Source organism: Haliscomenobacter sp. (genome assembly GCF_965225875.1).
In the GTDB taxonomy this organism is placed as follows: Bacteria; Bacteroidota; Bacteroidia; order Chitinophagales; family Saprospiraceae; genus Haliscomenobacter.
The window spans coordinates 2,148,600-2,162,333 of sequence record NZ_CBDDBS010000003.1; the positions used below are offsets into that span (position 1 = coordinate 2,148,600).

General features: G+C 46.2%; 9 protein-coding genes. 8 read left to right on the forward strand and 1 reads right to left on the reverse strand.

Going from position 1 to position 13,734, the window contains the following annotated elements; genetic code table 11:
- The first annotated feature begins 73 nt into the window (after nt 1-73).
- The 7 genes from ACO08K_RS28900 (at nt 74) to ACO08K_RS28930 (ending at nt 8,859) form a co-directional block, all read left to right on the forward strand.
- On the forward strand, nt 74-628 hold the full coding sequence (locus ACO08K_RS28900; RefSeq protein WP_421799977.1) for an RNA polymerase sigma factor: 555 nt from the start codon (nt 74-76) through the stop codon (nt 626-628).
- A 128-nt stretch (nt 629-756) separates the two neighbouring features.
- Entirely contained in the window at nt 757-1,557 is an 801-nt protein-coding gene (locus ACO08K_RS28905) for an anti-sigma factor (RefSeq protein ID WP_421799978.1), read from the forward strand.
- A 113-nt stretch (nt 1,558-1,670) separates the two neighbouring features.
- Nucleotides 1,671-3,701, forward strand: coding sequence for a type I pullulanase (pulA, locus tag ACO08K_RS28910; protein ID WP_421799979.1), 2,031 nt, complete (start codon nt 1,671-1,673; stop codon nt 3,699-3,701).
- Between the two features lie 41 nt (nt 3,702-3,742).
- Nucleotides 3,743-4,315: a hypothetical protein gene (locus ACO08K_RS28915; RefSeq protein WP_421799981.1), complete on the forward strand. Its 573-nt coding sequence runs from the start codon at nt 3,743-3,745 to the stop codon at nt 4,313-4,315.
- A 152-nt stretch (nt 4,316-4,467) separates the two neighbouring features.
- On the forward strand, nt 4,468-6,312 hold the full coding sequence (gene argS / locus ACO08K_RS28920; RefSeq protein WP_421799982.1) for an arginine--tRNA ligase: 1,845 nt from the start codon (nt 4,468-4,470) through the stop codon (nt 6,310-6,312).
- 65 nt (nt 6,313-6,377) lie between these two features.
- Entirely contained in the window at nt 6,378-8,057 is a 1,680-nt protein-coding gene (locus ACO08K_RS28925) for a glutamine--tRNA ligase/YqeY domain fusion protein (RefSeq protein ID WP_421799983.1), read from the forward strand.
- Nucleotides 8,058-8,148: 91 nt separating this feature from the next.
- Entirely contained in the window at nt 8,149-8,859 is a 711-nt protein-coding gene (locus tag ACO08K_RS28930) for a Bax inhibitor-1/YccA family protein (protein ID WP_421799984.1), read from the forward strand.
- Between the two features lie 90 nt (nt 8,860-8,949).
- Here ACO08K_RS28930 and ACO08K_RS28935 read toward each other — a convergent pair whose 3' ends face one another.
- Entirely contained in the window at nt 8,950-12,183 is a 3,234-nt protein-coding gene (locus ACO08K_RS28935; protein WP_421799985.1) for a tetratricopeptide repeat protein, read from the reverse strand.
- A gap of 236 nt (nt 12,184-12,419) precedes the next feature.
- On the opposite strand from ACO08K_RS28935, the gene ACO08K_RS28940 reads away from it, so the two are divergent.
- Nucleotides 12,420-13,724: an alpha/beta hydrolase family protein gene (locus tag ACO08K_RS28940; RefSeq protein WP_421799986.1), complete on the forward strand. Its 1,305-nt coding sequence runs from the start codon at nt 12,420-12,422 to the stop codon at nt 13,722-13,724.
- Nucleotides 13,725-13,734 lie beyond the last annotated feature (10 nt).

Consider the following 13,734-nt stretch of genomic DNA (forward strand, 5'->3'; position numbering starts at 1 on the left):
TTTTAAGTATTTTGAATGATTTCTTGAACAAGTTCCCTGCTCTGTTTTGTTGCAGCGTCTGACAAATTACTTTATGGAACAAAAAATCACAATTCCCGATCACCAACTCATTCTGATGGTCAAAAACGGTGACCGTGCTGTAATCCCTATGCTCTATCAACGTTATTCTTCTGCACTTTATGGATTAATCGTAAAGACAATAGGAAATCAGGAAGATGCGTCGGAGATACTCCAGGACGTATTCATCAAGATATGGCAAAGGGGAAACCAGTATCAGGAAGACAAGGGTTCTCTGCTCGGTTGGATGATGCGCATTGCTAAAAATGCGGCATTGGACCACACCCGATCACGCGTCGTTTCCCAACGATCTAAAACCGATCAAATGGATAACTTCGTATCTGATACTAAGGGCCCCAAATCTGAAGCGCTGATCCCCGATGTGGGTTTGCGCAAAGTGCTTGACCGAATGGATGAACGTCACCGTCAAATGATTGACTTGTTGTATTACCAAAATTATACGCAATCCGAAGTTGAAGAACTGCTGGGGATACCCCTGGGCACTGTAAAAACGCGTGCCCGTGCAGCCATCGGCGAGTTGCGAAAGATTTTGCGCAACGAAAAGTTGTAATGCGAGAATTTGTGAACCAAAAAGAGTACCGACAAACCAAGACCTTTTGATTTTGCCGCTCAAGTGCGGATCGTTTTTAACAGGTTTGTTGTCTCTTAATGAATAAATAACCATTAATCCTCTAACAAGTGGAAAAATTCAATATTCAGGAATATTTGGATAGCGGCGTCATAGAAATGTATGTTTTGGATCAATTGAATGACGCAGAGAGGGCGGAAGTTGAAAAACTGGCCACCCAATATCCAGAAATTCGGGAAGAAATCGTGGAGGTGGAAGAGGCCATGGGAACTTACCATTCCCTGGAAGGCCTGACACCACCTGATCATATTTTGTCCAATATCATGGCTGCTACTGCTGTTGGTACGGTTGCTGCTGTAGAAAGCGAGGTAACTCCATTGCCAAAGCGTACTTTGTCGCTCTTTTGGCCAATGGCTGCGGCAATAGCAGGTTTAGCGCTGTCGATCTGGATGTATATTGGCAAACAATCGGTCCTACAAGAACTGGCTACAGTGCAAAAAACAGCTGAGGATTTACGTGCCAATGAGCAAGTGATCACCAACAGACTGCAAATTACAGAGCAAGAGTTGAATGAGCTGAAAGGTGCCTGTTGTGCAGAAAAATTGGTGGTCAAAGCCGCCGATCAGCCCATTGCATCGGTTTACTGGAACAAGAACGCTCGATTGGCGCATCTGAAACTGGAAAACCTGGTTGATCCCGGTAAAGACAAACAATATCAGCTTTGGGCTTTTGTAGGCGGGAAGCCCGTAAGCATTGGGGTAGTTGATTGGGAAGCACTCCAAAAAGGTTTGGTGAGTTTTGAATTCAAAAACAAACCTGAAGCTTTTGCCATTTCCCTGGAAAAATTGGGGGGATCACCCGTACCTACGGATGTCAAAGGTGCCAGCGCGGCTGTTGTCAACCAAGGTTAAAATCTGTTTAAAGTTTCTGCAGGTATGCAGAAACTTTAAACAGGCACTCAAAGCAATTTTTCCATATCGCTCCAAATTTTGCTAGCTTTACCTCATCAAAAAACCGTCTGGTTATGAGGAATAGATTAGCAAAATTTGGATTGATGATCCTAAGTCTCCTGTCCATTGCTGCAATGGACCAACCCGCCGAAAATTTCAACGATTACCCCGTTTACGAGGGTACTGATCTCGGGCTTACTTATACTGCCAAGTCTTCCACTTTCAAAGTTTGGTCGCCTCCCGCGGCTCAGCTCTTTCTCCGCTTTTACGAACAAAGCCTGGGTGGGAAAGCTTCCAAAACCGTAAAAATGAAAAAAGGCCCTCAGGGTACCTGGGTGGCTACGGTCAAAGGTAACCTGCAAGGCCGGTATTATACCTTCCAAGCCCAGATAGGTGGCAAATGGTATGATGAGGTTCCCGATCCTTATGCTTATGCAGTAGGTACCAATGGCAAAAGAGCTCAGGTCGTAGATTTAAAAACGACCAATCCTTCCGGCTGGGATTACGATACCCGGCCCAACCTCAAAAATCCTACCGATATCATTTTGTATGAGTTGCACCTGCGTGATTTATCGACACACCCCTCTTCCGGCATCAGCAACAAAGGCAAATACCTGGGCCTGACTGAGGAAAGAACCCGTAATCCCGAAAATCAGTTCACTGGACTGGAACACCTCAAGGAACTGGGCATCACCCATGTTCACTTGTTGCCCGTTTTTGATTACCTATCGGTCGACGAATCAAAACTCAACGAACCCCAATTCAACTGGGGTTATGACCCTCAAAATTACAATGTGCCCGAAGGCAGTTACAGCAGCAATCCGGCTGATGGGGCAGTGCGCATCCGCGAGTTCAAACAAATGGTCAGCGCCCTGCACAATGCGGGCATCCGGATGGTAATGGACGTGGTGTACAACCACACGGGTGCTACCGGGCCTTCCAACTTCAACCAATTGGTACCGGGTTATTACTACCGCCAGAATGACAAGGGTGGTTTTTCGGACGCTTCCGCCTGTGGCAATGAGACTGCATCGGAGCGACCAATGGTGCGCAAATTCATCATTGAATCCGTATTGCACTGGGTCAAAGAATACCATGTGGATGGCTTCCGCTTCGACCTCATGGGCATTCACGACATTGAAACCATGAACCAGATCAGCAAAGCTGTACATGCCATTGATCCTACCATCTACCTTTATGGGGAAGGTTGGACGGCGGGAGCCTCTCCCCTACCCGATGACCAAAAAGCGATCAAAGCCAATGTGCTCAAGCTGGACAAAGTGGCGGCTTTCAGCGACGACATGCGTGACGCCATTCGGGGGCATGTGTTTACCCATACCGAAAAAGGCTTTGTCAGCGGCAAAGCAGGTTTGAAAGAAAGTGTAAAATTTGGGGTAGTCGCCTCTACCTGGCATCCCGAAGTGGATTATTCCAAAGTCAACTATTCCAAAGCCCCCTGGGCAAATAGCCCCGATCAAACCATCACCTACGCCTCCTGCCACGACAACCATACGCTCTGGGATCGCCTGGCCATCAACAACCCCATGTTTCTGGACGAGGAGCGCATCAAAATGTACCGTTTGGCCCTATCTATGGTACTCACTTCCCAGGGTGTGCCCTTCTTACATGCAGGTACGGAAATGGTGGTCACCAAAAAGGGCGAGGAAAACTCCTACAACAAACCCGATGAAATCAATCAGCTGGATTGGACCCGCAAATACCAATACAAAGAGATTTTTGATTACACCAAAAACCTGATTGGGCTGCGCAAAAGCCATCCTGCCTTCCGCATGACCTCGGCTGCCATGATCCGGGAACACTTGAAATTCATCCCCACCGACGACGATAACCTGACGGGTTTTCTCATTTCCAACCACGCCAATGGTGATCCCTGGCATACCATTGCGGTGATTTACAATGGTTCGGATAGGGTACACCCGGTCGTTTTGCCTTATTCAGAGTGGAAAGTTGTAGGCAATGGCATTTCCATCGATGTCAAAAATCCACCTGTAATTCGCAACTCTGGTGTGTTGGTTCCCGCTTATTCAGCGTTAATCCTTTATTCTGCAACTGCACCTGGACAAAGTGGAGGGATGGAGAAATAATCTTAACTTCGCGCAAATTTTTTCTTTTTAAATTAACCAAAGTGAAAAATCAAAGCATTTTACTACTGAGTTTGTTGCTCTTGCTGGGCTTTGTAGCCTGCAAAAATGACGGGAAGAACGACGGGGAAACCAAAGTTTTGGGCCCGAATGACGTATTTGAAGTGGATGCGCCTCCCATCACTGGCCCTGAATCGATTGCCGAAGTCGAAAAACTGGTCAAAAGTATTGATGGGGTAATGGATAGTATGAACGTGGCTGGTCCCAATTATGTCTTTAATGGCAACGAAAAGACCGAAGTGATGGTCTATTCTTACGAGGGAATGCCACAAATGATTTATTGCAAAGCACCAAAACTGGAAAGTTGGTACTACCTCAAGGATCGCCGCCCGGTGTACCTGAAGGAACTTGTTTTGACTGAAGATGGTTTTGTTCAAAACCGCTTTTACTACGGTCCAAAAGAGCTCATTGGCGCTGAAAGCCGCAAGGGTGCATCCCCAGATGATACCAACAACGGTGCAGCCAAAAGATATCGTGGTGCAAACGACGATTTCCGCTTGTCTGGCGAAGCCACGACTGCTAAGGTTTTGGAATATCTTTATGGTAAAATGAAATAGTTGAGAAGTTGAGGGGTTGAGAAGTTGAGGCTGCCGCAGCGATTTTGACAGAGACCTTGTCTAGGTCGCTGCGGCAGCCTCAACTTCTCAACCTCTCAACTCCTCAACTTTTTTCCTATTTTTGCCACTCAATCTACAACATACCCGGACAAATGAACATTGTCAACATCATTCAGCAAGGCGTCGTCCAAGCCGCTGCGCAATTGTACAATCTGGAAATCAAGGGTGAAGACTTTCCCCTGAGCACGACCCGTAAAGAGTTTGAAGGAGATTATACACTCGTTGTTTTTCCTTTCACCAAACACGTCAAAAAAAGCCCCGAGGCCATCGGTCAGGAACTGGGCGCTTTTTTGGTGGAGCAGGTTCAGTACATCAAGGACTTTAATGTTATCAAGGGTTTTTTAAACCTGGTAGTCGACGATCAGTACTGGCGGGAGTTTTTGGAAGACATTTACCAAAATCCACAATACGGCACTCAGCCCGCCAATGGCCGGAAGGTAATGGTGGAATACTGCTCTCCCAATACCAATAAACCCTTGCACCTGGGGCACATCCGGAATATCCTGCTGGGTTGGTCGGTGAGTAAAATTTACGAAGCGGCGGGTTATGATGTAGTGCGGGTGCAAATCATCAACGACCGGGGCATTGCAATTTGCAAAAGTATGTTGGCCTGGAAGAAATTCGGAGCCGGTGCCACCCCTGAGTCAACCAATACCAAAAGTGACCACTTTGTAGGTGACTTCTACGTGTTGTTTGAAAAGAAATTCCAGGAAGAATACAAGGCCTGGCAACAAAGTGAGGAAGCCCTGGCCATTTACAGCGAAAAGAAAAAAGGCGAACAAAGCCCCGAAGAGTTTTTCAAAACCTACAAGGACCAATACTTCAACCTGTACAGCACCCTGGGCAAAGAAGCCCGTGAAATGTTGCTCGCCTGGGAAGCCCATGACCCTGAAACCATCGAGCTCTGGAAGCTGATGAACGGTTGGGTTTATGCAGGTTTTGATTCTACCTTTGACAAACTGGGCGTCACTTTTGACAAACTTTACTACGAATCCAACACCTATTTACTCGGGCGTGAAACCGTGGATCAAGGTTTGAACTCGGGTGTGTTCTACCGCCTCGAAGACGGTTCGGTGTGGATCGATTTGGAGGACGCCAAATTGGATAAAAAACTGGTGCTGCGCAAAGACGGCACCTCCGTATACATCACCCAGGATATTGGTACCGCCCAAATGCGTTACCAGGATTTTGGGGCAGAGAAAATGATTTACGTAGTTGCGGACGAACAAAACTACCACTTTCAGGTGCTTTTTGAAATCATGAAGCGTCTGGGCGAACCTTATGCGACTGGTTTGTACCACTTGTCTTATGGTATGGTGGATTTGCCCAGCGGCAAAATGAAATCGCGGGAAGGTACCGTGGTGGATGCCGACGACCTGATTGCAGAAGTCGTGCAGGAAGCCTGGGAGAACAGTAAGGAACGGGGCTCTTTGGCCGATATGACGCCAGAGGCGCAACAGGAAGTCATCCGTAAAATTGGTTTGGCGGCTTTGAAGTTCTTCATCGTCAAGGTGCACCCAAAAAAACGCATGATTTTTGACCCGAAAGAGTCGGTTGACTTGCAGGGGCAAACGGGGCCATATGTTCAAAATGCTTTTGTACGCTGTAGTTCCATGCTCAACAAGGCTGGAAATCCCGACCTGAGTGCAGCTGGCGAGTATACAACGCTGGAAACTGCCGAGAAGGACATCATTGCCCAACTCTACCAGTTTCCTGAAATCATCAAACAGGCTGCCGAAACCTACGACCCCTCCATGGTGGCGATGTACAGTTATGAACTGGCCAAGGCTTTCCACCGCTTCTGGCACGATTACCGGATCCTGCAAGCAGAATCGGAAGCGGCCAAAGCGTTCCGGATTCAGTTATCAATTGCAGTGCGGAATGCCTTGCGGATGGGTCTGGATTTGCTGGGCATTGAGACGCCAGAGCGCATGTAGAGACGCGATTTATCGCGACTTTGAAAAAAACTACTTTATCATTGAATCCCTACAACCAAACAAATATGAGTGCCGACAATCCTTTGCTTGAAAAAGAAGAACGTTCACTGAATTTTATCGAGCAAATCATCGAAGAAGACATTGCCAACGGCAAACATGCTGGTCGGATTCACACCCGTTTCCCACCAGAGCCCAATGGCTATCTCCATATCGGCCATGCCAAGGCCATCACCGTTAATTATGGCATTGCCCAACGTTTTAAGGGCAAATTCAACCTGCGTTTTGACGACACCAATCCGGTTACCGAAGATGTAGAGTATGTCGACAGCATTCGCGCGGATGTACGCTGGTTGGGTGCCGAATGGGACAATGAGTTTTATGCCTCGGATTATTTTCCGCAATTGTATGCATACGCCGTTGAGCTAATCAAAAAAGGCCTGGCCTACGTCGACGATTCCACCAAGGAAGAAATCGAAGCCATGAAAGGCAACCCATCTGTGCCAGCGCAAGCAAGCCCCTATCGGAGTCGATCCATTGAGGAAAACCTGGACTTGTTTGAACGCATGAAAAATGGGGAATTTCCTGATGGTGCCCGCGTTCTACGCACCATGGGCGACCTGAGTTCGCCCAACATGCACATGCGTGACCCCATCATGTACCGCATCAAACACGCCCATCACCACCGCACTGGCGATCAGTGGTGCATTTATCCGATGTACGATTTTGCCCACGGCCAAAGTGATTCTATCGAAGGCATCACGCATTCCTTGTGCTCTTTGGAGTTCATACACCACCGCCCCTTGTACGAGTGGTACATCGAAAAACTGGGCATTTTCCCCAGCCGTCAGATCGAGTTTGCCCGGATGAATGTGGCCTACATGATCACCAGCAAGCGCAAACTGCTCAAGTTGGTGACTGAAGGTCATGTGACTGGCTGGGATGACCCGCGCATGCCTACAATCTCTGGGATGCGTCGTCGGGGTTATCCAGCCCAAGGGATTATCAATTTCTGCGAACGCGCCGGGGTAGCCAAACGCGACAACACCATTGAATACGGACTATTGGAGTTTTCGGTGCGTGAAATCCTCAACCAAAAGGCCACCCGCGCCATGGCGGTGCTCGATCCGCTCAAGGTAGTCATTCTCAATTATCCTGAAGGCCAGGTGGAGCAGATGGAGCTTGAGAACAACCCAGAAGATCCTAACGCCGGGGTGCGAAACATCCCTTTCTCTCGTGAAATTTACATTGAACGGGAAGACTTCATGGAAGAGCCGCCTAAAAAGTTCTTCCGACTTTCACCCGGTGGTATGGTGCGATTGAAAGGAGCTTACATCATTCAGTGCGATGTCGTGCTAAAAGATGAGAATGACCAGATCACGCAACTATTTTGTACTTATTTCCCGGATAGCCGCTCGGGCTCAGATACTTCTGGCCTAAAAGCCAAGGGAGTACTGCACTGGGTATCGGCGGCGCAGGCCATTGATGGTGAAGTCCGGATGTACGATAAGTTGTTTACTGATCCTGAACCAACCAATCACGAAGACCGTGATTACCTTGAGTTTGTCAATCCAGACTCGCTCAAAGTAATCCCAAATGCCAAATTGGAACCTAGCCTGGCCAATGCCAAAGCTGGCGATAGCTTCCAATTCTTGCGGATGGGGTATTTCTGTGCAGATCAGGACACCACAGCGGAGCACCCAGTGTTCAATCTTACCGTGGGTTTGAAAGACGGTTATAAGCCTTAGGGACGGAAATGAAATTTATTTGTACGGAACCAAAAGTATCCTTAAACTTGTTTTACTATCAGAACTTTTTTGAACAAAAACCCAATTAAAAATGAATGAATTTCCTTTTGTAGGTGACCAAAGGCAGGCTTCCATCGAAGCGGAGCAGGCTCGCTTCATCACCAAAGTATACGGCTGGATGTCGATTGGCTTGGCGCTGACGGGTACAGTCGCTTATTTTGTGGCCAGTTCTCCAATTTTGCTCCAGATGATTTTTGGAAATAGATTGGTATTCTGGGGACTAGTCATCGGGGAGCTGTTGATGGTGGGCTATCTGGCTGCTGCCGTAACGCGCATGTCCGCAGCCACGGCTACACTGGTGTACATGCTGTATGCGGTGCTCAACGGGGTGACCTTGTCGGGCATTTTTATCATGTACACGGGCGCCTCTATCGTGGGCACCTTCTTGATTACGGGAGGAACTTTCGCTGCAATGAGCGCTTACGGCTATTTCACCAAACAGGACCTGACCCGGGCGGGTAATTTACTCTATATGGCCTTGATCGGTTTGGTGATTGCCACAGTGGTGAACATCTTTTTCCGCAACCCGATCATGTACTGGATCATCACCTATGCAGGAATCCTGATCTTTGTAGGCTTGACGGCTTACGATACTCAGAAGATCAAACAGATGAACATCATCGGGAATGAGGGTACGGAAGAGGATCATAAAGAAGCCATCATGGGCGCATTGACCTTGTATCTGGACTTTATCAACTTGTTTTTGTACTTGTTGAGATTGTTTGGACGCTCGAATGATTAAAAAAATAGGGCCCTGGTCAGAAAATTAACCCTTTCTGAGCAGGGCTCCAACTGCTTATTTATCCTATCCTTCCTTATTAGCTTTAATTTTTCACCCAAAAGTCTGGTACTTTTTCAAAACCTTATACAACTGCTCCGGCCTAAACGGCTTGGTAATGCAGTCATTAAAACCACAATTCAGGTATTCTTCCTGAAATTCGACCGACGCCTCAGCGGTAAAAGCAATGATGGGGATGTTGCGTTTGCGATCATCGCTAAATTGTCTAATTACCTGGGTAGCTTCTTTCCCGTCCACATTGGGCATTTGAATGTCCATTATGATTGCGTCAAAATCATCTTTTTTCATCCAATCAATTGCCTCTTGACCATCTTGGGCAAGTGTATATTTTGCCCCCCATTTTTTCAGAATCGCGGTTAACACAAGTGCATTCACGTCGTTGTCTTCAGCAATTAAAAAGGTCATTCCTTGTAGGTTCATCGGTGGTGGAGCAGGTATGTCAGTGGCAATTGCCGAAGAGAGTTCCGTGTGTTTATCATACCTCATCTCCACTGAAAAAATTGATCCTTGCCCCAGACGACTCTCCACAGCAATGGTTCCACCTTGCTGCTCAATCAATTTTTTGCTAATGCTTAAGCCCAGTCCGGTTCCTCCATATTTTCGGGAAGTACTCACATCAGCTTGGGTGAAATCATCAAAAACTTGCTCGAGTTGTTCCGCAGAAATCCCCACACCAGTGTCTTTTATGGTGAATTTTACCCGTACATTACTTTTCGTTTCCTCCATTAAGTGATAGGCCAACTCCACTGAGCCCTTATCCGTGAATTTAATGGCATTGGATAAAATGTTAGATAGAACTTGGCTAAGTCGGAAATAGTCCCCAATTAAAGGATGCTTGATGCGCGGATCAGGAACAAAAGTCAAGGTTATAGTTTTGTCTTTGGCGCTGTTTTCAAAAAGCCGGAATACATGTGAAGTTACTTTAGCCAAATCGAAAGGAATACGTTCTAAAACGAGTTTTCCTGATTCGATTTTTGAAAAATCAAGAATGTCCGAAACGATGTTGGACAGGTGTTGGGCCGAAAACTTTAAGGTATCCAGGTATTCACGTTGGGTAGAACTGAGTTGCTCTTCCATGAGTAAGTCAGCAATGCCTATCACCCCATTGATCGGCGTCCTGATCTCGTGGCTCATGCTTGCCAAAAACTCTGATTTAGCAATTGCGGCCTGTTTCTGAGCCGTAATGTCTTGGTCCGTCCCTTTCAGCCCCACGATCTGGCCCTCACTGTCTTTGATCGCTTCCCCGATACAAGCGATGTATTTCACCCTACCATCCTTAAAAATCACTCGATGTTCGACATGGAATTGGGCTCCGGTGTTCACTGTATTTTGTATCGCCTCATCCAGTTTGATTCGGTCAACAGGATGGCACTTTTCCCGCCAGGCTTCATACAATTGCTCATCCGGGCAATTCTCCAGCTCAAAAATGCGGTACGTTTCTTTGGACCAATGCAATTCCCCGCTTAATAAGTTGAATTCCCAGCTGCCAACCTGGGCAATGGCCTGGGCTTCTTCATACAATGCCTGGCTTTGCAGGATTTGAGCCTCAGCCCTTTTGCGTTCAGCAATTTCTTCTTGAAGCTTTATGTTCTTTTTTCTAATGATATTGTATAAAAATGCGCCAACTATTAATAAACAACTTACCAGTATTAAAATGATGACAACCATAATGTTGTAGTTGCGCTGGCTATCAATTTCGATCTGCTTCAGGATTAATGCCTGCTCTCTTTGTTTGCTTTTAAGTTCTATGTTTTCCAGGTCATATAAACCTCTTATTTCGGCAATTTTCTCGGCGCTGGTGGTATTGTACAAACTATCATTGGCATCAATTGCCAAATAGAGGTATTTGTTTGCGGAAGAGATATCGCCCGTTTTTTCATTCAATTTTGCAAACAACAAATTTACATCTCGCCTTAACTCAGGAGAGGTTGTTTGATTTGCCAATTGTAAAGTCTTCTGCAAAAACCGTTCAGCAGTACCATAATCTCCTTTTAAAATGGCCAAGGAGGCTATTTTTTTATACCCCAATCCTATATTCACCACGTTGCCCAATTCCTCATCTAGTTTCAAACTTTTGTCGGCGTAAAATATCGCTCGATCAATTTGACCATTTTTCTGGTATACTGAGCTAAGGTTATAATAACTATCCGCCATTCCTGAACGAGACTGCAAGTTTTGCCGGATGCCCAATGCCAATTCGTGTTCACGGATGGCTATTTCAAATTTACCCTGAGCGTTATAGAGCGAACCTAGAATGGAATGAGCGCGAGCAATCCCGTAATCATCTTGAATAGTCGTTCCAATTTCCAAAGCTTTATTGACAAAATTCACACATTCTTGGTCATTGAATTGTTTGAAATAAAGCCAGGCGACATCAGCATAAACCCAGCCCAAATCTTTCCGAAGACCAATGCGCTCAAATACCGCTACGGCATCCAAATAATATTTGAGCGCTTGATGCAATTCTCCACGTTCCAAATATATTTTTCCGGCTAGAATATTCATATCGGCCTTGATGTCTTCGTATTGTTCTACCTCTTTGATGGAAAGTACTGTTTTAAGGTGGGTGATCGCGGCAGCATTTCTACCCATATTGAACTCGACATGAGCAAGGTGATAGAGAAAATTAAATTTTACATAACTAAAGGTATTCTTGGGTATCAATCGCTCCGCTCGTTTTAAATACGCGTAAGCCTTTTTGTATTCATCTCTTTTATTTTCTATTGCCCCAAGTTCAGTAAGCAACTCTGCCTGGTTCATTTTTGCGTTGTTCTTTACCGCAATTGTGTAAAGATCTTCCAACACCTTTTGGGATTCATCAAACTGATTCTGTTCAAATAAAAAACTAGAGTAGCAGAAATGGCTATAATACTTTATTTTGTAATGATCCTCGTGTTCAATCAATTTAAGCGCCTTCTGGAAACAGACTTTGGCCGAATCGATATTGGATTCTTCCAGGTAAAGATTTGCTGCAATAACGTAATAATAACCTGTATACAGTTTTCCCCCTTCTTTCAGACTTATTTGATCTGCTTGCCGTAAAAATTCGCGTGCTTTGGGGCTGTCACTGAGATTATAGTAGTATTCAGCAATCAAGGTTAAGGCATGTTTTTCTCCCGGTTTATTTTTGATTTTTCGGGCCTCTTTAAGTGCAGCTATGGCATAACGATGGGCATCTTCGATGCTGAAATCAAAAAGCTGGTAGGCAAGATCCATTAGCGTATTCAGCCGTTTTTTCCCAATTTGATGAGGCAACAACCGTTTCATGCTGTCAATTTCGGTGGATTGGCCACCAGACAGCACTGGTACGAGTATGAAGATTAACAGGATAAAAGTAGCTCTCATCTATAGTGCACGCTGATTGTGGAGCGAATGAATAATTGCCTCTTTGATGAAGCACCAGTAAAGATAATGCTAAGCTTTGGATTATTGTCTGCTTGCCCCCACCCAAACATTTTTTATCTTTAAGCCGCTACCTAATGATCACTTGAAAACTTAAATCAATGACACACTTGGTCCAAAAAACACTGCTTGCTATTTTGTTTTGCTTGTCCTTTACTATGCTACTTTTTGCACAATCAAACAATTCTGAATTCATCTATGGTGATTTTTTACCCGACGCGCCAGAATTGGCCAAGCGGGGTCCATACAGTATTGGCGTACAGACCATCAATTTACTGCATAAAAATCAGCTCAATGTACTACAACATAAGGACGGTAAAACGCCTACGTACGATCGTCCCCTTACCGTAGAAGTGTGGTATCCAGCACTGATTCCAACCTCAAAAAAAGAAATAGAAGTGTACCAGGAGGTAATGGGGAATTTTAACGACCCCAAGCGCCCACTAAAGCCTTTTACATTTAAGGGGCGTTGCTTGCGTAAAGCGGTGCCCAAAACCGAAGGCGCCCCCTACCCTTTGGTCATTTTGTCACATGGTTATACCGGGTCGCGGTATTTGATGACCTATCTGGCTGAAAACCTGGCCTCTAAAGGATATGTAGTGGCTGCTATCGACCACACGGAATCCACTTTTCGCGATGCAGCACCTTTTCCGAGTACTTTATACCATCGCCCCCTGGATCAGTTGTTTGTACTGGATGAAATGGATCGACTGAGTCAAAAAGGGAGTGGAAGTTTTTTAGCCGGGCTGGTCGATGCCAAAAACACCGGGCTCATTGGCTATTCCATGGGTGGCTATGGTGCATTGAATGCTACGGGGGCTGGATTCAGCAACAGTGCATTCCAACAATTCAAGGGGATGAGTGGTGGCTGTGAAGCCCTGGCCGAACGTATGGCTGGATCCCCAGCATATGCCAAAACCCAGGACCAGCGCATCAAAGCAGTGGTGGCTTTTGCCCCCTGGGGCATGAACAGTGGAGCCTGGGATTCTACTGGTTTGGCTGGTTTGACCCGCCCTACTTTTTTTGTTGCGGGCAGTGAGGACGACATTTCGAAATACGAAAAGGGCATCAAAGCCATCTACGATGGTGCGCGACATGCCAATCGATACCTCTTGACTTATCAAAACGCTCGCCACAATGTAGCACCAAATCCCGCTCCCCCCGAAGCCAATGCAGACGGTTTGCCCCTCAATGAATACCTGCGTTATGCAGATTCAGTATGGGATCAGCGTCGGATCAACAACATCAATCAACATTTTGTCACAGCCTTTTTGGGCATTCACCTGAAAAAGCAGGACCTGGGCGAGTACCTTCAATTATCGGAAAAAGCGGTTGATGGCAACTGGAAAGGTTTTAAACCCAGAACTTCGATTGGGCTGGAGTTTAGACACAGCGAGGCGAAATGAGCGATTTGGA